20 protein-coding genes and 1 pseudogene are annotated in these 19,818 nt (G+C 55.6%); 14 read left to right on the top strand and 7 right to left on the bottom strand.

What is annotated here, in order from left to right:
- Positions 1-47: 47 nt before the first annotated feature.
- From OKF39_RS09005 to tusE, 4 genes are all read left to right on the top strand, one after another.
- Positions 48-2,765: a TcfC E-set like domain-containing protein gene (locus OKF39_RS09005; protein WP_479983696.1), complete on the top strand. Its 2,718-nt coding sequence runs from the start codon at positions 48-50 to the stop codon at positions 2,763-2,765.
- Between the two features lies 1 nt (position 2,766).
- Positions 2,767-3,924: a CfaE/CblD family pilus tip adhesin gene (locus OKF39_RS09000; RefSeq protein ID WP_063154540.1), complete on the top strand. Its 1,158-nt coding sequence runs from the start codon at positions 2,767-2,769 to the stop codon at positions 3,922-3,924.
- A 10-nt stretch (positions 3,925-3,934) separates the two neighbouring features.
- A complete protein-coding gene (locus tag OKF39_RS08995; RefSeq protein ID WP_063154542.1) occupies positions 3,935-4,486 on the top strand; it encodes a LuxR C-terminal-related transcriptional regulator in 552 nt (183 codons plus the stop codon).
- A gap of 69 nt (positions 4,487-4,555) precedes the next feature.
- Positions 4,556-4,885, top strand: coding sequence for a sulfurtransferase TusE (gene tusE, locus OKF39_RS08990; protein ID WP_028012611.1), 330 nt, complete (start codon positions 4,556-4,558; stop codon positions 4,883-4,885).
- Here the strand turns inward: tusE and yccX are convergent.
- A complete protein-coding gene (gene yccX, locus OKF39_RS08985; protein ID WP_028012610.1) occupies positions 4,882-5,163 on the bottom strand; it encodes an acylphosphatase in 282 nt (93 codons plus the stop codon). The genes tusE and yccX overlap by 4 nt on opposite strands.
- Before the next feature lie 11 nt (positions 5,164-5,174).
- Positions 5,175-5,406 (bottom strand): annotated as a pseudogene (locus OKF39_RS08980) (helix-turn-helix transcriptional regulator); the annotation flags it as partial.
- Positions 5,407-5,428: 22 nt separating this feature from the next.
- Here OKF39_RS08980 and rlmI point away from each other — a divergent pair.
- Positions 5,429-6,619 carry a 23S rRNA (cytosine(1962)-C(5))-methyltransferase RlmI gene (rlmI, locus tag OKF39_RS08975; RefSeq protein WP_032658151.1) on the top strand — a complete coding sequence of 397 codons (1,191 nt, stop codon included), beginning with the start codon at positions 5,429-5,431 and terminating at the stop codon, positions 6,617-6,619.
- Between the two features lie 60 nt (positions 6,620-6,679).
- Positions 6,680-6,997 (top strand): heat shock protein HspQ, encoded by a 318-nt coding sequence (gene hspQ, locus OKF39_RS08970; protein ID WP_008499919.1) that lies wholly within the window; start codon positions 6,680-6,682, stop codon positions 6,995-6,997.
- 37 nt (positions 6,998-7,034) lie between these two features.
- On the opposite strand, the gene OKF39_RS08965 is transcribed toward hspQ, so the two are convergent.
- Complete coding sequence (locus OKF39_RS08965; protein ID WP_028012609.1) at positions 7,035-7,448, bottom strand: CoA-binding protein; 414 nt, start codon at positions 7,446-7,448, stop codon at positions 7,035-7,037.
- A gap of 173 nt (positions 7,449-7,621) precedes the next feature.
- Between OKF39_RS08965 and csgI the strand changes: the two genes are divergently transcribed.
- A complete protein-coding gene (csgI, locus tag OKF39_RS08960; RefSeq protein WP_479983695.1) occupies positions 7,622-8,284 on the top strand; it encodes a curli synthesis inhibitor in 663 nt (220 codons plus the stop codon).
- Positions 8,285-8,364: 80 nt separating this feature from the next.
- A complete protein-coding gene (gene mgsA / locus OKF39_RS08955; RefSeq protein ID WP_041912035.1) occupies positions 8,365-8,823 on the top strand; it encodes a methylglyoxal synthase in 459 nt (152 codons plus the stop codon).
- A gap of 57 nt (positions 8,824-8,880) precedes the next feature.
- Here mgsA and helD read toward each other — a convergent pair whose 3' ends face one another.
- Positions 8,881-10,935: a DNA helicase IV gene (gene helD / locus OKF39_RS08950; protein ID WP_288765548.1), complete on the bottom strand. Its 2,055-nt coding sequence runs from the start codon at positions 10,933-10,935 to the stop codon at positions 8,881-8,883.
- 123 nt (positions 10,936-11,058) lie between these two features.
- Here helD and OKF39_RS08945 point away from each other — a divergent pair, with 123 nt between their 5' ends.
- Together OKF39_RS08945 and yccS are read left to right on the top strand one after the other, a co-directional pair.
- Positions 11,059-11,505: a YccF domain-containing protein gene (locus OKF39_RS08945; RefSeq protein WP_479983694.1), complete on the top strand. Its 447-nt coding sequence runs from the start codon at positions 11,059-11,061 to the stop codon at positions 11,503-11,505.
- A gap of 19 nt (positions 11,506-11,524) precedes the next feature.
- Positions 11,525-13,687, top strand: a complete 2,163-nt coding sequence (yccS, locus tag OKF39_RS08940; RefSeq protein ID WP_479983693.1) for a YccS family putative transporter — start codon at positions 11,525-11,527, stop codon at positions 13,685-13,687.
- Here the strand turns inward: yccS and OKF39_RS08935 are convergent.
- Complete coding sequence (locus OKF39_RS08935; protein WP_479983692.1) at positions 13,662-14,270, bottom strand: TfoX/Sxy family DNA transformation protein; 609 nt, start codon at positions 14,268-14,270, stop codon at positions 13,662-13,664. The two genes, yccS and OKF39_RS08935, sit on opposite strands and share 26 nt — an antisense overlap.
- 217 nt (positions 14,271-14,487) lie before the next feature.
- Between OKF39_RS08935 and sulA the strand changes: the two genes are divergently transcribed.
- Both sulA and ompA read left to right on the top strand, forming a co-directional pair.
- Positions 14,488-14,997, top strand: coding sequence for an SOS-induced cell division inhibitor SulA (gene sulA / locus OKF39_RS08930; protein WP_041910604.1), 510 nt, complete (start codon positions 14,488-14,490; stop codon positions 14,995-14,997).
- 354 nt (positions 14,998-15,351) lie between these two features.
- On the top strand, positions 15,352-16,407 hold the full coding sequence (gene ompA, locus OKF39_RS08925) for a porin OmpA (protein WP_108780329.1): 1,056 nt from the start codon (positions 15,352-15,354) through the stop codon (positions 16,405-16,407).
- A 65-nt stretch (positions 16,408-16,472) separates the two neighbouring features.
- On the opposite strand, the gene matP is transcribed toward ompA, so the two are convergent.
- The gene (matP, locus tag OKF39_RS08920; RefSeq protein ID WP_023332611.1) at positions 16,473-16,925 is read right to left on the bottom strand and encodes a macrodomain Ter protein MatP; all 453 of its coding nucleotides are present in this window, start codon (positions 16,923-16,925) and stop codon (positions 16,473-16,475) included.
- 185 nt (positions 16,926-17,110) lie between these two features.
- Between matP and OKF39_RS08915 the strand changes: the two genes are divergently transcribed.
- On the top strand, positions 17,111-18,871 hold the full coding sequence (locus OKF39_RS08915; protein ID WP_479983691.1) for an AAA family ATPase: 1,761 nt from the start codon (positions 17,111-17,113) through the stop codon (positions 18,869-18,871).
- Positions 18,872-18,939: 68 nt separating this feature from the next.
- Positions 18,940-19,458 (top strand): bifunctional 3-hydroxydecanoyl-ACP dehydratase/trans-2-decenoyl-ACP isomerase, encoded by a 519-nt coding sequence (gene fabA / locus OKF39_RS08910; RefSeq protein ID WP_000227926.1) that lies wholly within the window; start codon positions 18,940-18,942, stop codon positions 19,456-19,458.
- Between the two features lie 71 nt (positions 19,459-19,529).
- Here fabA and rmf read toward each other — a convergent pair whose 3' ends face one another.
- Positions 19,530-19,697, bottom strand: a complete 168-nt coding sequence (rmf, locus tag OKF39_RS08905; protein ID WP_013097261.1) for a ribosome modulation factor — start codon at positions 19,695-19,697, stop codon at positions 19,530-19,532.
- Positions 19,698-19,818: the final 121 nt, after the last annotated feature.

Here is a 19,818-nt window from a genome sequence, read left to right as displayed (position 1 = left end):
CAGAGGGCGCCCGCCCTCTGACGTCAGGATGATGTCGAGGCTCGTTCATGGCGTTTCACAGAAATACTCTCCTTTTTGTTGCTTTATTACCCGCATCTGTCCACCTCGCCTGCGCTGAGATGGCCGTCCCGGCCGGATTCGAGGACCTGGCGAAAACGCAGCGCATGTGGACAGAGGTGAGCTTATACGGCGAGTCGCTTGGCCTTTTCGAAACCGATATCAATCTTGAAACGGTCAGTTTTGTCGCGCCTGAAACCGTGGTCGCGGCCATCAAACGTCAGTTTAACGACGATCCTGCCCTTATCGGCTCCGTTTCCGCAGCGTTGGCCGTTCCGCTTGCCCGTAACGGCAACCTGGCCTGCAGCAGCAACGGCTCCGCGACGGGGTGTGATTATCTCGAAACCCGCCGTGCGGCCATCATCTATGACGAAAACAATGCTCGCATAAACCTGTTTTTTGATAAGCGCTTTTTGCCAAAGCCCTCGGAGGAAAACCAGTGGTATCAGCCCACCCAGGACAGCGAAAACGCGTTGATTCATCAGCAAAATATCAATTTCGTTGCCGACAGGGATTATCAGTCTGCCACCGTTCAGGGCAACGGGGCGCTGGCGCTGACCCAGGACGGCTATCTTAACCTCGACTGGACCTGGCTGGGACAACGCTCGCGTCATCAGCAGCAGCAGGAAATGACCGTTAACAATGCCTGGTTCCGCCAGGATTTATGGCGTGAATATTATCTACAGATAGGCGAGATGGATACCCGCGACCTGTTCAGCAACGCCGGGGGGAATATTAACCTCAGCCAGCTGCCGCTGGGCAAAATTCGTGGCCTGCGCGCGGGCTCGACCCGGGCATGGATCAACCCGGTTCAGCAATCGAAGGGCACGCCCATTACGGTGCTGCTTTCGCACGATGCGCGTATCGACGCGCGCCGCGGCAAGGAGCTGCTGGCCAGCTTTTACCTCAATGCCGGGGCACAAACTCTGGATACCCGCGCGTTTCCGGATGGAAGCTATACCGTGACGCTGTCAGTTTACGAAAACAACCGCCTGACGCGTACCGAGCAGGTTCCGTTTACCCGTACGGGCATTACGCCATTCGACCGCGTCGAGTGGTTTATGCAGGCAGGGGAAACGGCTAATAACGATCGCAATGATGAACGCAGCCCGGTCACACAGGCGGGTATACGCCTGCCCGTCACCCCGACGCTGGCGCTGACCAGCGGCGCAACCGTCATGAAAAGGCAGCACTTCCTGGAAAATGCCCTCGACTGGAGCCGCGGCTTTAACGCGGGCCCGATCGACGGGGTATTAAGCACACTCTTTAGCTACCTCTACGGCAGCAAGGGCCAACGCGGCAATATTCAGCAAATCAGCTATAACGACGGGTTTTCGCTGAGCTTCTACCGCAACGCGTTATCCGCAGAAAATTGTGATACCCGCAGCGCAGGTTTTGACGCCGTCAACGGCTGTTATCGTAGCCTCTCGATCATGTTCTCCGTGCCTGTCGGCTCGTGGTACGCCAACCTGGGGTATTCGGATAACCGCAACGAAGGGCGCTACGTTACGCGCCGGGAACTGCCTGACCATGACGATCGTCACGATGCCGGCCTGCCGTGGGAGCCGGTGTATATGACCCGCTCCCGCACGCAGGCCTGGCAGGGCGGGCTGAGTAATACCTTTAGCGCGCGCGGTCTGAACATCAACAGCAGCATTAACCTGTTTATGCGCAACGACCACTCTCGCGACGGGAAAGACAAAGGCGGCTATCTGAGCGTTAGCCTCTCACTGGCGCATAAGCGTCAGGGTGATGCGTCAGGCTATACCTCGCTTGGTGCAACCTGGCAGCACCAGCAGCATCAGAAAAACCAGCTGAGCTACAACGTGGCGCACAACTGGTATGCCGACGCGCGCGGCGAGAATGAATACGGGCTGAGCGCGTCGGGGATTAACAGCGATTCGCTCAATGCCTCGGCGTATACGCGCCAGGGTGGACGTTTTGGTAACGCCAGCCTGACGGTGAGCGACGCATGGGACCGCCAGGATGGGCGCCATACGTTAAGCAGCAGCGGCAACTACAGCTCCACCCTCGCCCTGTCGCGCTCAGGGCTGTGGCTTGGCCGCTGGGGCGATGGACGCCCGGCTTCTGCCGTTGCGGTAAACGTGGCTACGCCTGAGGATTCCCGGTATTCACGCGTCGCCGTCTCGCTGGATAACGGCGGCACCGCGGATATCCCGGCCAACAGCCGTGCCCTTTTTGCGGTGCCGGGTTATCAGCCAACAACGCTGACGGTTAATGAGTCGCTGAACGTCTCATCAGGCGCAAGCAGTGAAATCACGCAGGGTTCCGGGAGCCGGACGCTCTTTATGGTGCCGGGCAAAATGCTTCGCCGGGACGTGCAAACCACCACCCGCTACACCTGGCTCGGCCAGCTCACTGACGAACATCATTCGCCGTTCGTGGGCGGCGTACCGCTGAACGTGAACGGCTGGAACGATCTCGGCAATGGCGGTTTCAGCGCCCAGAGCGACGCCCTGCTGCGCAACCTTTATCTGGTGCGTCAGCAGCAGTTTTATCAGTGTGAACTGAGCGTGAAAAGCATGCGCGACGTGGTGCGTTATGTCGGGTCTATCCCGTGTCGGGAACTCACTTTCTCCGCCCTGCCGGATTCGGTCCAGCACCAGGCGCAACTGATGCTCGCCGGGCGGAACGTGCCTACGGGGCCAACGGCCATGAATGCAGAGCACCTCACCAAAGGGAAATGATGTGAACAACTACCTCTTTATTTTACTTTTTTTGACGCTGTGGAGCTGTCAGACGCTGGCGGGCGTCCCTGCAGGAAGAAATTCCAGCGTAGGGATTAGCTACGATCGCGCGGTGCCGCCTGCGCGTTTTGATATCTGGGTCCATGAACCGAGCGGTTACGACACTATCGACCCGCAAAAGTGGGGACGCAACACCCTGACCTGCGAGTCCCGCACCGACCCGACGAACGGAGCGTGTATGACAGCGCCGGTCTGGTTTACCGCGAACCCGGCCGCCCCCTACGCCATTACGCTGCGTTTTACCCACACGTCGACAAATAAAACAGCAGATGTGAAGGTCTATGGGGAAAAACATATGTTTATCAACAACAAAGTTTTCACCTTTGCCAGCTTTGTCAGCGGCGGTACCGCCGATCTCTCGGCCTGGAACCGGGAACCCTATTTTGATTTTTACATCGTTAAAGGCGAACTGGATAAGCTCGCCCAGCCGGGCATCTGGACCGCAACGCTGAAGCAGAACCTGCGCGAATGGGGAAGCGCCGACTGCGGGGGCAACTTTAACGATGTCAACGTCGGATGTCCGGGCTACCTCACCATAGCCCGCTGGCAGGCGACGATACGCATTGAGGTGGTCGATCCGGGTAACCAGCAGATTTATCTGCCGGCGTTCCCCCACTCAACCCCGCTGGTTAACCTCAATCTGACCAATTTTCCGGGGCGGCCCGGCGGCAGCGAAATCCAGGGCGAGAGCGCGCTGGATATGTGCCTGTATGACGGTAAAAACAGCGCCAGCACGCGCGTCTATCTGCGCTTTGAGGATGACGGTTTAGCGGCCACGGGCCGTACTGAGGGAGCGTTTTCCGTCAGACGACGCGGTGGAAGCCAGACCGAAGCACGGGATCGGCTCGATTATCAGGTTACGGTGATCAACCCGGTAACGGGCGCAGCAGAAACCGCGGCGAATGGCAAAACGCTGATCTGGCAGGGCACTAATGACCCGCAATATCTGCGTCAGGTTGTGCTGCCGGGTGGACGGGAGAGCGTACTTTGTGTCCCCGCCCCCATCATTCTGAAAACGCCCGCGTTTGCTGCCAGCAGCAAAAATGCCGGGGATTACACCGGCACCCTACGCGTTATCTATACGCCCAGTACCTTATAAAGAGGCCATTGTGAGTTACGCCATCCTCGACAACAATCGTTTTTATGCCGAAGGGTTGCGCTACGCCCTTCTGCGCCGTAACGCTCAGACGCAGGTTGAGAGCGGTACGGTAAAGTGGTGCCGTTCGCTGCTGGCCCGCGACACCCTCGTTGTTCGCTGCCGCTTTTCCGTCGCGGGGACGCATCTGGCGCTGGTCGACATTCTTCTGGAGCTGGAAGCCAGGCGCTGGGAAGGAACGGTGTATCTGGTGTGCAATGAAAAAGGCTGGGCACTGGCTACCCATCTGCGAAAGCGGTTTGCCACGCTGACCTTATATATCATTGATGACCGGATTGCCGTTGCGGATGCGGCGTATCTGCTTGCCAGAGAGCCCCGCCGGATGCGCACCCTGAATTGTTGCCTGACAGGCATGGAGTTCAACGTGCTCGACAGGCTGGTGAACGGACAATCGGTACGGCATGTCGCGCATATGACGCAGATGAGCGAAAAACAGGTATCGACGTATAAATGCAACGCGCTGAAAAAGCTTAATGCCAACAATCTGCTCCAGCTTCTTCTGTAGGTCGAGGTTTCTCACGCCGCCCCTTATTTGCTAGACTAGGGGCGGTTTTTACTTTATCGACAGAGCACTATGTTCATTTTTGCAGGCCAGGAAATTGAGACCGATAGCGAAGGCTATCTGAAAGACACCACGCTATGGAGCGAACCGCTGGCGGAGAAAATCGCCGAAAACGAAGGTATCGCCCTCTCCCCCGAACACTGGGAGGTGGTTCGTTTTGTGCGCGAGTTTTATCTCGAGTTCAACACCTCTCCGGCCATCCGTATGCTGGTTAAAGCGATGGCCAACAAATTTGGCGAAGAAAAAGGCAACAGCCGCTATCTGTATCGCCTGTTCCCGAAGGGCCCGGCAAAACAGGCCACCAAAATTGCCGGCCTTCCTAAACCGGTGAAGTGTATTTAATACCGAATACCGAAGTTCACATATTCCCTGCCGGGTTGATGCGGTTCCGTTAAGACCTTATCAACCCGGGCGCTGCGCGGCCCGCCTGCTTTCAGCCACGCCATCAGTTTTTCAACCTGCTCCGCGTCGCCGCAGGCGACCACCTCAACGCTGCCGTCGTCCATATTTCGCGCGTATCCCGTTAGCCCAAGCGTCATCGCTTCGCGCTGGGTGCTGTAGCGGAACCCGACGCCCTGAACAACGCCGTGGACCCAGGCAATGGTGCAGACTTTTGACATTTTTCTTCTCCTCAACGTAGCGTTTTCGGTAAACAGCCATAGTGCTGCCGGAAACGGGCGGTGAAACGAGAGCTGGAAAGATACCCACATTGTAATGCGATTTCACCGATCGGTAAGCGAGTCGACTGTAACTGTGACAGCGCCACGGCCATTCTCACCTCCTCCACGATCTGCCGAAACGCTCAACGACATCCGCAGATGATTGCGCCTGGCTGAATGTGCTACTCTACGCGCCATTTCCCTGAAATCGACAGAACAGCAAATTATGAGTGTACGTTTAGTGTTAGCCAAAGGGCGCGAGAAGTCATTACTGCGCCGTCATCCCTGGGTCTTTTCCGGCGCGGTTGCCCGTATGGAAGGCAAAGCCAGCCTCGGTGAAACCATTGATATTGTTGACCATCAGGGGAAATGGTTAGCGCGAGGCGCTTACTCGCCAGCCTCCCAGATCCGCGCGCGCGTCTGGACCTTCGATAAAGACGAAACCATCGACATCGACTTCTTCGTCCGCCGCCTGCAGCAGGCGCAGCAGTGGCGTGACTGGCTGGCAAAGCGCGACGGGCTGGACAGCTATCGCCTGATTGCCGGTGAGTCCGACGGCCTGCCGGGCGTGACCATCGATCGCTTCGGCAACTTCCTGGTGCTGCAGCTCCTCAGCGCAGGGGCGGAATACCAGCGTGCCGCGCTGATTAGCGCCCTGCAAACCCTGTTCCCGGAATGCGCTATTTACGACCGCAGCGACGTGGCGGTGCGCAAAAAAGAGGGTATGGAGCTGACGCAGGGCCCGGTCACGGGTGAGCTGCCGCCTGCCCTGCTGCCAATTGAAGAGCACGGTATGAAGCTGCTGGTGGATATTCAGGGCGGGCACAAAACGGGTTACTACCTTGACCAGCGCGACAGCCGCCTGGCTACGCGTCAGTACGTTGCCGACAAACGCGTGCTGAACTGCTTCTCCTACACCGGCGGTTTTGCCGTTTCGGCGCTGATGGGCGGTTGTGCCCAGGTGGTCAGCGTGGATACCTCGCAGGAAGCGCTGGACGTGGCAAAACAGAACGTCGAGCTGAACAAACTGGACTTGAGCAAAGCCGAGTTTGTTCGCGACGACGTCTTCAAGCTGCTGCGTAAATATCGCGATCAGGGCGAGAAGTTCGACGTCATCGTGATGGATCCGCCAAAGTTTGTGGAAAACAAAAGCCAGCTGATGGGCGCCTGCCGTGGGTATAAGGATATCAACATGCTGGCCATCCAGCTGCTGAACCCGGGTGGGGTGCTGCTCACCTTCTCCTGCTCCGGGCTGATGACCACCGATTTATTCCAAAAAATCATCGCCGATGCCGCAATAGATGCTGGTCGTGATGTACAATTTATAGAGCAGTTCCGTCAGGCAGCCGATCACCCCGTGATTGCTACCTACCCGGAAGGACTGTATCTGAAAGGGTTTGCCTGTCGCGTCATGTAACTTGAAAAGAGAAATATTGCCCGCACTTAATGTGTAAGTCGTATTTCCCGGGAGGTGACTATGATTGCCAGCAAATTCGGTATCGGCCAGCAGGTCCGCCACACTTTGCTTGGGTATTTGGGTGTGGTCGTGGATATCGACCCGGAGTATTCCCTTGATGAACCGTCAGCGGACGAACTGGCGGTGAACGCAGAGCTTCGCGCTGCACCCTGGTACCATGTGGTGATGGAAGGTGACGACGGACAACCCGTACATACATACCTTGCCGAAGCGCAGCTAAGTAGCGAGCTGCAGGAAGAGCATCCGGAACAACCCACGATGGATGAACTTGCTCAGACTATCCGCAAACAGTTACAGGCTCCGCGCCTGCGGAACTAAGCGTGTAAAAAAAGCCCGATGAACGGGCTTTTTTTTATTACTTCGCCAGCCCCAGACGGGGGATATCGATCGCCGGACAGCGATCCATAACCACCTTCAACCCCGCATCCCGCGCCAGCACGGCAGCCTGCTCGTTAATCACGCCCAGCTGCATCCACAATGTTTTCGCCCCGACGGCAATCGCGTCCTGCGCTACTTCCCATGCAGCCTCGGAATTACGGAAGACATCGACCATATCAATTTTTTCCGGCACGTCAGCGAGCGTGGCATAACCCTGCTGGCCCAATAAGGTTTTCCCCGCCACTTTTGGCGACACCGGGATGACGTGATAGCCCTGATCGAGAAGGTATTTCATCACCCGATAGCTGGGACGGTCGGGTTTATCGCTCGCGCCCACCAGCGCAATGGTACGCGTGGATGTCAGAATCTCGGCAATATCATTCTCTTTCATGGTTTTTCTCCTGGCTTTTTTAAAAGTGTACGCCAAAGCGCACATCTCAACCATCCATCCCATACAGATGTATGAGGGCAAAACGGCAAAATATGTCTATATGTTAGTAAACGTGATTATCGAAAGATTTAGATACATTAATGCGGCGACAGTATCTCTGACAGGAGCCTTCTATGAAAACCGGTTTTGCCACTGCTCTGATTGCGTTAGCGATGCCGGTTTGCGTTTTTGCCACCACGCTTCGGCTCTCTGGCGACATTGATCTTCTGGTTCTGGACGGGAAAAAGGTTTCCAGCTCGTTATTGCGCGGGGCTGACAGCATTGAGTTAGATAACGGGCCGCATCAGCTGGTGTTCCGGGTCGAAAAAGCGATCGGTCTGACTAACCATGAGCAGCGGATGTACATCTCTCCGCCGCTGATTGTCAGCTTTAATACCCGGCAAATCAGCCAGGTGAACATTACCCTGCCTCGCCTTGAAACAGAGAAGGAATCAGCGGCCTTCGACGCCTCGCCGCGCGTTGAGCTGCTGGACGGGAATGCAATGCCGATCCCGGTCAAGCTGGATATTCTGGCGTTGACCAGCGCCACAAAAAGCCCGGACTACGAGGCCGCAATGCAGGTCTATAACAAAGCCGGCAAACGCGCCTCCCTTCCGCAGTTTGCCACCATGATGGCGGACGACAGTACGCTGCTATCCGGTGTCTCGGAACTGGACGTCATTCCGCCGCAGTCCCAGAGCCTGACGGAACAGCGCCTTAAATTCTGGTTCCAGCAGGCCGATCCCGACACGCGGGCCCGGTTTTTACAGTGGGCAAAGCAACAACCTTCATCTTAAGCCACATTTTTTACGCCTTTCTCTTGCAGCGTCAGACGGTTCCCGTCATCGTGTAGTCAGTTAACCTGATGGATATGATTATGGAACTGACAACACGCACGCTGCCTGAACGCAAACACATTGCGCTGGTGGCGCACGATCACTGTAAACAAATGCTGCTTAACTGGGTTCGCCGCCATCAGCCGCTGCTGGAAAAGCATGCCCTCTCGGCGACCGGCACTACCGGTAACCTGATCCAGCGCGAAACGGGTCTGGAGGTGAATGCGATGCTGAGCGGCCCGATGGGCGGCGATCAGCAGGTCGGGGCGCAGATTTCCGAAGGGAAAATTGATGTGCTGATCTTCTTCTGGGATCCGCTGAATGCGGTTCCACACGATCCGGATGTCAAAGCGCTGCTGCGTCTGGCAACGGTGTGGAATATTCCGGTGGCGACGAACCTGTCAACGGCGGATTTTATCATTGAATCACCGCAGTTTAACTCGCCGGTTGAGATCCTTATTCCGGACTATCAGCGCTATCTTTCCGAGAGACTGAAGTAGCTTTTTTTGCCGGGTGGCGGCTACGTCTACCCGGCCTGGAAATCTTGCCTGACGCCGTTATGGCTTCCGCGCCACCGGCACGTCAATACTCTTCAATATATCGACAAACACGGATGGCTCCTCTTTATTGAACAGCAGCCACACGCGGTGACGCGCGCGGGTGATGGCCACGTACAGCAAACGCCGTTCTTCGGCATCCGGGAAGTCTTCCGGCACCGGCAGCAGGGCCTCTTCCATGACCGACTCGCGGGCCGGAGCCGGGAATCCGTCGCTGCCCTCCTTCAGCCCCACCACAATCACATAATCGGCCTGCTGCCCTTTGCTGGCGTGAATGGTCATAAATTCAAGCTGCAGTTTCGGCCAGCGGGTAGCGGCTTTTTCCAGCGCAGCAGGCTTAAGGTGATGATAACGCGCCAGCACCAGGATACGTTCATCGGGTTTCGCATAGCCGCTGAGCTTGTCCAGCAGCGGCTCCAGCTGGTCATCCGCCAGCAGGGTGACCGCTTTTTTATCCCCTGCCCGCAGGCTGTTTAGCGGCTTGGCCAGCTGATGCGGATTCTGCTGGATAAAGCGGTTGGCGATCTCACCAATCCGTGAATTGAAGCGGTATGTCGTGTCCAGATCGCTGCGGTCGCCTTCGCCAAAATAGTGGTGGAAGGCGGTCGTCAGCGAGAGTTGCGCCCCGCTGAAACGGTAGATGGCCTGCCAGTCGTCACCCACCGCGAACAGCGAGGTATGTTTGTTTTGCGCCCGCAGCGCCGAGAGCAGTGCCGCACGCTGGGGTGAGATATCCTGGAACTCATCCACCAGAATATGCTTCCACGGGCTGACAAAGCGCCCCTTCTCCAGAATGACGATCGCCTGATGGATAAGACCGGAGAAATCAACGGCATTTTCCTCTTTCAGCGCGGTTTTCCAGGCTTTCAATAGCGGAGCCATCAGCTTGACCCGTTTTGAAAACAGATCGCGGATCGCCTCCGGCGCGCTTTCAATCATCTCTGCCTGCGAGCCGCCGTGCATCCGCATCAGGCTGACCCAGCGGTCAAGACGCGAGCCGAGCCGACGCGCCAGTTTTTCATCCTGCCAGAAGCTGCCCTCCGGCACCTCCCAGTTGAGTTCCTCTTCCAGCCATTGACGCCACCCTTTCGCCTGCGCCTTTTTCTCACTGCACTGCTGACGCCACGTTTTAATAAACAACGCCTGTCGCGCCTGCGCGTCGTTTTCCAGTTTACTGATGGCAGGCACTTTTTTACTGCCCTGCTGAATGATATGTAGCGCGAGGGCATGGAAGGTTCTGGCGGTAATATCCCGGGTGTGCAGCCGTTCCTGGATGCGTTCGTCCATCTCCTGTGCCGCCTTACGGCCAAAAGCCAGAAGCAGGATCTGATCGGCAACGGCCTCCCCGGTGGTGAGAAGCCAGCCCGCACGCGCCACCAGCACCGACGTTTTACCGCTTCCGGCCCCCGCCAGCACCAGCAGCGACTGCTCGCCGTTCACCACCGCGCGCGCCTGAGCAGGGTTGAGCGGTGAAGACTCCACCGTACTGAAAAAGTCGGCGTATTGAGTGAGCATAGCGTCCGTCCAGGCCTGGTTATGCGCCAGCCGGCTTTTATCCATATCGTTCAGCCAGGCCTGGCACTGACGCCAGGCATCGCGACAATTGTCGAACTCATCAAGACGCGTCACGGAGAGCGGCAGCGCCGAAAGTGCCTGTCGAATCTTTTGCTGCAGATCGGCGGTCTGCTGGCGCGTCAGCCACGTTTGCTGCGCGTTGCTTTGCGCGATATCGTCCAGCACCTGCTGCAGCACCTGAGCGGCAATCACGCTCATGTCGTGGCTCCACTGCTGCCAGAGCGCGTTCAGGTGATGGTGGAAACGCTGGGTTTCCGCCCACTCGGTACCGTGAAGGCGCACGACTTTGTCGTCAGGCAGAACGAACTCGAGCTCGCCCCACACCAGCCCGCGCTTGCAGTGAATAGCCAGAAGCTGATTAAACGGAATAAGGTATTCGTGGCGTTCTCCGGAGACTTTAACCCCGGCGTTGAGCAGAACAACTCTGTCATAGGGGTGTTGCGCCAGGCGTTTGCCTAAAGAAGTTGCTTTCAGTTCCATGTCCCGCCAAATCCACGAAGAGATAATTTACCTGACAGTTTAACTGCCAGTTTTAAGGTGCTCCAGCCTAAAAAAACGTTACAATCATTGGGCGTTAATTTTATCGAAAGGAAGTGAGGGTTTATGCGTACCGTTCTGAATGTGTTGAATTTTGTGCTGGGCGGTTTTGTCACCACCCTTTCCTGGCTTTTTGCCACGCTGGTGAGCATCGTCCTGATCTTCACCCTTCCCCTGACCCGTTCCTGCTGGGAAATCACGAAACTGTCGTTCATCCCCTACGGTAATGAAGCTATCCACGTTAACGAGCTGAACCCGGAAAGCAAGAGCGCCCTGATGAATACGGGGGGAACTTTGCTGAATATTCTGTGGCTGATTTTCTTCGGCTGGTGGCTGTGCATCATGCATATTTTTGCCGGTATTGCGCAGTGCATCTCAATAATTGGTATTCCGGTCGGGCTCGCGAACTTTAAGATCGCCGCCATCGCCCTTTGGCCCGTCGGGCGCAGGGTGGTTCCGGTCGAAGTGGCCCAGGCGGCGCGTGAAGCGAACGCACGTCGTCGTTTTCAGTAAATAAGGACTGGCCGCGTTTATGCTAAGTCCACTGCTTCGCCGTTATACCTGGAACAGCGCCTGGCTCTACAACGTCAGGATATTTATCGCGCTTTGCGGCACGGCTGCCCTGCCGTGGTGGCTGAATGATGTCAAGCTCACCATCCCCCTCACGTTGGGGGTGGTGGCCGGAGCGCTGGCGGATCTGGACGATCGCCTGGCCGGGCGTTTGCGGAATCTGGTCATTACGCTCGTCTGTTTTTTTATCGCCTCCGCGTCCGTTGAGTTACTTTTCCCCTGGCCGTGGCTGTTTGCTCTGGGCCTTACACTCTCCACCAGCGGGTTTATTTTGCTGGGCGGTCTGGGGCAGCGCTATGCCACTATCGCCTTTGGGGCCCTGCTGATCGCCATCTACACCATGTTGGGCGTTTCCCTGTACGACCAGTGGTATCAGCAGCCTGTGCTGCTGCTGTTGGGCGCCATCTGGTATAACCTGCTGACGTTAACCGGCCACCTAATCTTCCCGGTTCGTCCTCTGCAGGATAACCTTGCCCGCAGCTATGAGCAGTTAGCCCATTATCTGGAACTGAAATCCCGGCTGTTCGACCCGGATATCGAGGAAGAAAGCCAGGCGCCGCTTTACGATCTGGCGCTGGCAAACGGCCAGCTGGTCGCCACCCTTAATCAGACGAAAGCCTCGCTGCTTACCCGTCTGCGCGGGGATCGCGGCCAGCGCGGCACGCGCAGAACCTTGCACTACTATTTTGCCGCTCAGGATATTCATGAGCGCGCCAGCTCCTCACACGTTCAGTATGCCGCCCTGCGCGAGAAGTTCCGCTACAGCGACGTCATGTTCCGCTTTCAGCGCCTGCTGTCCATGCAGTCACAGGCATGCCAGCAGCTCGCGCGCTCCATTCTTTTGCGCACGCCCTATCAGCACGACTCCCGCTTCGAACGCGTGTTTAGCCATCTTGATGCGGCGCTCGACCGCGTGCAGGCCAGCGGAACGTCACCGGAACAGATCAAAGCGCTGGGTTTTCTGCTCAACAACCTGCGGGCGATTGATGCTCAATTGGCGACGATTGAGTCCGAGCAGGCGATGGCACTGCCGGGCAGCGAGGTGGATAACCAGCTTGCAGATGACAGCGTGCACAGCGTGAGCGATATGTGGCTAAGGCTGAGCCGCAACTTCACGCCGGAGTCGGCGCTGTTTCGTCACGCGGTGCGAATGTCCCTGGTCTTATGCGTGGGGTATGCTTTTATACAGATAACCGGTTTGCACCACGGCTACTGGATCCTGCTGACCAGCCTGTTTGTCTGTCAGCCGAACTATAACGCCACCCGACACCGCCTGGCATTGCGTATTATCGGCACCCTGGTCGGCGTCGCCATTGGCCTTCCGGTGCTCTACTTCGTGCCGTCCATTGAAGGACAGCTGATCCTGATCGTGATCACCGGCGTGTTGTTCTTCGCGTTTCGCAACGTGCAGTACGCCCATGCCACAATGTTCATCACGCTGCTGGTTCTGCTCTGCTTTAACCTGCTGGGTGAAGGGTTCGAGGTCGCCCTGCCCCGCGTACTCGATACCCTGATTGGCTGCGCTATCGCCTGGGCCGCCGTCAGCTTTATCTGGCCGGACTGGCGTTTCCGTAATCTACCGCGCGTGTTAGACAGGGCTATGAACGCCAACTGCCGATACCTGGACGCTATCCTTGAGCAGTATCATCAGGGCCGCGATAACCGCCTGGCTTACCGGATAGCGCGCCGCGATGCGCACAACAGCGATGCGGAACTGGCCTCGGTGGTCTCTAACATGTCAACGGAGCCTCGCGCCACGGCCGAGATTCGTGAGACGGCTTTCCGGCTGCTCTGCCTGAACCATACCTTCACCAGCTATATTTCCACGCTGGGCGCCCACCGCGAAAAACTCACCAACCCGGGCATCCTCAATCTGCTGGATGACGCGGTCTGTTATGTCGATGATGCACTGCATCACCGGCCAGCCGATGAACCGCGCGTGAGACAGGCGCTGGATGAACTTACCCAACGTATTGCGCATCTTGAGCCTGGAAACGACAGCAAAGCGCCTCTGGTGTTACAGCAGATTGGCCTGCTCATCGCCCTGCTGCCAGAAATTTGCCGGCTGCAACAGCAAATCGCTACCTGGAGGAGTGATTCTACAGTGGCTCAGGCAGCGCATTAAACCACTCCGTCAACTCCCGGCGAATGCCGGCCGGGAGTGCCGCCTCATGCAGCCCCTCGATCGCCCCTTCCAGCGCGAATAGCACTTTGATACTCAGCGCTTTATTTTTCGCCCGCATCTTCAGCCAGCTCTCCCTTGCGCCAAGCGCCCGCAGCGTTTCTTCGTTGGTAATGCCCGCTTCAAAGAGCAACACTTCCAGCTGAAAGGTCAGGTTTGGCAGGTCCTTAAGTCGATTGCGCTGATGCCGCTGGTAACGCTCTTTTCTTGCCGCATTAAGTGCGAAAGTGGAGAGCTGAAGCAGACGCTCCCTGTCCTGCCATAGCCCGTCATCCACCCGGTAATAGTTGAGAAGCACCGGACGGCCCCGCTTCATCAGGGTCAAAAAAGACGCGGCATTTTTCACACAGTATTTCGCACTTTCTTCACAGGCACGGAGGTAGAGCTCACCTTCTGACACCATGGCAAAAACCGCATCATCCACTGCCAGGGTATAGCCGCCGAACAGCGCGCGATGATGAATTTCACCCAGTGGTGACAGGTATTCCTGGGATTTATAAATCCGTTCATAAGATATCTTTTTCATGATATTTCCCTTCAAAATCATAAAGTAACAACGAAATTTCTTACTAGCGGATCCGTTAGCAGGAAAATAGGCAACTTAGCGTCGTTGAGCAAGATGATTTTTCGAAGGGCATCAACATTGAATGAATTTTGCGAGTCGCTTTCCGAAAATGAGGTTGATCTTTATGCATACAGGGGTTACTGTATATCCATACAGTAACTACAGGGCTGGAATGAATATGTACACTTCAGGCTATGCAAATCGCTCAACTTCTCTCTCCTCTACCGCGGGCACTGTCGCGCAGAACACCGTTGGGGGTGCTTCGACGGGGCTTATTAGTGAAGTGGTTTACCGTGAAGACCAGCCTCTGTTGACCCAACTCCTGCTGCTTCCGTTATTACAGCAGCTTGGTCAGCAATCACGCTGGCAGCTCTGGCTGACGCCGCAGCAAAAACTGAGCCGCCAATGGGTGCAGTCTGCAGGCCTGCCGCTGGCAAAGGTTATGCAGATCAACCAGCTTTCTCCCTGCGATACCGTCGAATCGATGATTCGCGCGTTACGCACCGGAAATTACAGCGTGGTGATCGGGTGGTTACCGGAAGAATTGACGGAAGAGGAACATTTTCGTCTGACCGAAGCGGCTGAAGAAGGGAATGCGATCGGGTTTATCATGCGCCCGGTTCGTCCAGATTCTTATCGCAGAGGACAACTTTCTGGGCTAAAAATTCACTCAAATTTGTATCATTGAGTGAAATTAAGATTTTTCCTGGAATTTTTTTTGACCGCAGGATGCGGTTTTAGTTCCCGGCCTCAAAATTGCGGCAAGGCTTGTCTGGTGCGGTTCTCCTTAATTTTATTGCACAAAATTCGTTCTAAAAATGTTAAATAATAGGTATACGGAACTTTTTTTTTCATATGCCTGACAGACTTCACACTTGTAAGTTTTCAGCTACGTTGTAGACTTTACATCGCCAGGGGTGCTCGGCCTAAGCCGAAGATATCGGTAGATTTATATTTGACCACGCCCCCCGGTGAAGGATTTAACCGTGATTCTCTCTTGAGACCTTCATGGCGAATTTTGGATGATAACGAGGCGCAAAAAATGAAAAAGACAGCTATCGCGATTGCAGTGGCACTGGCTGGCTTCGCTACCGTAGCGCAGGCCGCTCCGAAAGATAATACCTGGTATGCAGGTGGTAAACTGGGCTGGTCTCAGTTCCATGACACTGGCTGGTACAACAGCAGCCTGAACAACGATGGCCCTACTCACGAGAGCCAGCTTGGTGCAGGTGCGTTCGGTGGCTATCAGGTTAACCCGTATGTTGGCTTTGAAATGGGTTACGACTGGTTAGGTCGTATGCCATACAAAGGCGACACCATCAATGGCGCTTTCAAAGCTCAGGGCGTTCAGCTGACCGCTAAACTGGGTTACCCAGTAACTGACGATCTGGACGTGTACACCCGTCTGGGCGGCATGGTATGGCGTGCAGACTCCAGCAACAACATCGCTGGCGACGACCATGACACTGGCGTTTCCCCAGTATTCGCTGGTGGCGTTGAGTGGGCTATGACCCGTGACATCGCTACCCGTCTGGAATACCAGTGGGTTAACAACATCGGTGACGGTGCTACCGTTGGCGTTCGTCCAGACAACGGCATGCTGAGCGTAGGTGTTTCCTACCGTTTCGGCCAGCAGGAAGATGCAGCACCAGTTGTTGCTCCAGCGCCGGCTCCAGCTCCAGAAGTACAGACCAAGCACTTCACTCTGAAGTCTGACGTTCTGTTCAACTTCAACAAAGCGACCCTGAAACCAGAAGGTCAGCAGGCACTGGATCAGCTGTACACCCAGCTGAGCAACCTGGATCCTAAAGACGGTTCTGTAGTGGTTCTGGGCTTCACCGACCGCATCGGTTCTGACGCTTACAACCAGAAACTGTCTGAGAAACGTGCTCAGTCTGTTGTTGATTACCTGATCTCTAAAGGTATCCCAGCTAACAAGATCTCCCCACGTGGTATGGGCGAATCTAACCCAGTTACTGGCAACACCTGTGACAACGTTAAAGCTCGCGCTGCACTGATCGACTGCCTGGCACCAGATCGTCGCGTAGAGATCGAAGTTAAAGGCGTTAAAGACGTTGTAACTCAGCCAGCGGCATAAGTTATCGTCTTATAAAAAAAACCCCGCCATGCGGGGTTTTTTTATTGTCTGAAGAAAACAAAAATCTATTTTTTGCCCAACAACGCCTGAAGGTCGTTTTTCAGCGACGACATCTGGTTGGCGTACTTCTCTTTATGTTCGGCATCCTCAATCAGCTGCACGATGGTTTCCGACAGGGTCTTACCACGCCGTTGTGCCAGCCCGGCCAGACGCTGCCAGACAACGAACTCCAGGTCGATGGATTTTTTCCGGGTATGCTGATGCTCAGCATTAAAATGCCGTTTACGTCGCGCGCGGATAGTTTGCTTCATCCGGTTTAACAACGCAGGATTAATGTGCTTCTCAATCCAGCCATTGACCTGTACCGGTTCATTTTCGAGGGTCAGCAAAATATCCACGGCTTCTTGCGCAGCGCTGGCTTCGATGTAGCAGGTGATCAGCTCCCCTTCACGGTGCTTTTTGACCAGGTACTTCCATTTCCAGCCGCTTTCGAGATTTTCCAGTTGTTGATATTTCATTGCGATCTCAGTGTTACCACGTAACTCTGTTCAGAATATCAGTTTTTTAGCAATCTGCTGAAAAGAAATCATATCCTGTGAGTGACTGCAGCCAATCCGCCTGCTGAAATACCAATCCTGCTTGGGTAGAGCCCCCCGCTTACGGTATACTCCACGCTTTTACATCTGACTAAAAAACATCAACTTTGACCATTACGAAACTAGCATGGCGTGACCTTGTTCCGGATGCCGAGAGCTATCAGGAACTGTTTGCACAGCCCGATCTCGCAAAAGAACACGAATTCATCCTTAGCGATACGCAACCACGCTTACATTATGCGCTGGAGCAGACGTTAAGCCCGTGGGCGACATCGCCCTTCATGCTGCTGAAAGCCCCGGAAGAAGCGGAATATCTGTCGCTGCTTGGGGATGCCACGCGCCAGCTGCGGCCGGACACCACCGCGGTATTTGGCGGCCAGTATCGTATCGCGGGGCATAATATTACCTTCGGACCGGCGGACCAGGCCGACGGTCGTTTTGCTGCTAACGGCGAGGTAATTACCGCTAATTGGGTCGAGGCTGAACAGCTGTTTGGCTGTCTGCGCCAGTTTAACGGCGAGCTTTCCCTGCAGCCGGGGCTGGTACATCGTGCAAACGGCGGCGTGCTCATCATCTCTCTGCGCACTTTGCTCTCGCAGCCGCTGCTGTGGATGCGTCTGAAAACCGTTGTGACCCAACAGCGCTTTGACTGGGTCGGTTACGACGAGTCTCGTCCTCTTCCTGTCTCCGTGCCGTCAATGCCGCTGTCGCTGACCGTCGTGCTGATGGGTGACCGCGAATCGCTGGCGGACTTACAGGAGATGGAGCCGGAACTGGCCGAACAGGCAGTTTACAGCGAATACGAAGACAACATTCAGATTGCCGATGCGGACGACATGGCGCAGTGGTGTCAGTGGGTGATGGCCGTGGCGGAACGTTTTGCATTGCCAGCGCCTGCCGCCGATGCGTGGCCGGGTTTAATCCGCGAAGCTGTTCGCTATACCGGTGACCAGGAAACCTTGCCGCTCTGCCCGCTCTGGATCGGCAAGCAGCTGCGTGAAGTCGGTACGATCAGTGGTAACGGTGCGTTTACTGGTGAACAGCTCACGCAGATGCTGGCGCAGCGAGAGTGGCGCGAAGGCTATCTTGCTGACCGCATGCAGGATGAAATTCTGCTGGAACAAATTCTGGTCGAGACAGAAGGCGAACGCGTTGGGCAGATCAACGCCCTCTCGGTGATCGAGTTTCCTGGCCATCCGCGCGCGTTCGGTGAACCCTCGCGAATCAGCTGCGTTGTGCATATTGGCGACGGCGAGTTTACCGATATTGAACGCAAGGCCGAACTGGGCGGCAACATTCACGCCAAAGGCATGATGATCATGCAGGCATTTTTGATGTCTGAGCTGCAGCTTGAGCAGCAAATCCCCTTCTCCGCCTCGCTGACGTTTGAGCAGTCCTACAGCGAAGTGGATGGCGATAGTGCCTCAATGGCGGAGCTGTGCGCCTTAATCAGCGCCCTGGCGGACGTGCCGATCAACCAGAACATTGCTATTACCGGTTCGGTCGATCAATTTGGTCGTGCTCAGCCCGTTGGCGGTCTGAACGAAAAAATTGAAGGCTTCTTCTCTGTCTGTCAGCAGCGCGGTTTAAACGGCAAACAGGGTGTGATTATTCCGGCGCCTAACGTACGACATCTCAGCCTGTGCCAGGATATTCTGGACGCGGTTGAACAGGAACAATTCGCCATCTGGGCCATCGAAGGGATTGAGGATGCACTACCCTTACTGACAAACCTGGTTTGGGATGGCGAAGGTCAGACAACTTTGATGCAGACTATCCAGGAGCGCATTGCTCAGGCGACGCAGCAGGATGCTCGCCATCGTTATCCATGGCCGTTACGCTGGCTGGGCTGGTTCAGTTCGAACTGATCGGACTTGTTCAGCGTACACGTGTTAGCTATCCTGCGTCCTTCACTAAAATAAGGCTTACTGAGAACATGGTAGATAAACGCGAATCCTATACAAAAGAAGATCTTCTTGCCTCTGGTCGCGGAGAACTGTTTGGCGCGAAAGGCCCACAGTTACCGGCCCCGAACATGCTGATGATGGACCGTGTCGTGAAAATGACCGAAACCGGCGGCAACTTCGATAAGGGTTACGTAGAAGCAGAACTCGATATCAACCCGGACCTGTGGTTCTTCGGTTGCCACTTTATTGGCGATCCGGTAATGCCTGGCTGCCTGGGCCTGGATGCCATGTGGCAGCTGGTTGGCTTCTATCTGGGCTGGCTGGGTGGTGAAGGTAAAGGCCGCGCGCTGGGCGTGGGCGAAGTGAAATTCACTGGTCAGGTTCTGCCTACGGCGAAGAAAGTCACCTATCGTATTCACTTCAAGCGCATCGTTAACCGTCGCCTGATTATGGGCCTGGCGGATGGCGAAGTGCTGGTAGACGGTCGTCTGATCTATACCGCGAACGATCTGAAAGTGGGTCTGTTCCAGGACACTTCCGCGTTCTGATATCGCTTTAAGCGACCCCGGAAAGGCGAAACCTCCGCAGTGCGGAGGTTTCTTTTTTTAAAGAGACGTTATCAGGCTATAAGTGCCCTGTCGCCGATGGCTTCTCGCCAGCCTCCAAGCCATTGTGACCTTTGATTTATCGTCTGATAAGGACACATTTCTTTCGAACGTCCAGCGATGCCGGCCTGATAACCACGTTGATGAGCCCGTTCCAGGCGATCTCGTTTCTGTCTCTTCATGCCTCGTTTCCCTCATTCTTTTGTCTGGTGGAAAGAAAACAGTGTCCGCGCCAGATGCGCAGGCACAGATAACGAATACCCCGAATTAGTCCCAGCGTCAATGTTCAAAATTCATACGGGT

The organism is Enterobacter cloacae complex sp. HYC042_NIDB (genome assembly GCF_056673315.1).
The sequence above is the reverse complement of the archived record's forward strand: the minus strand, read 5'-3'. Positions and strand labels throughout refer to the sequence as shown.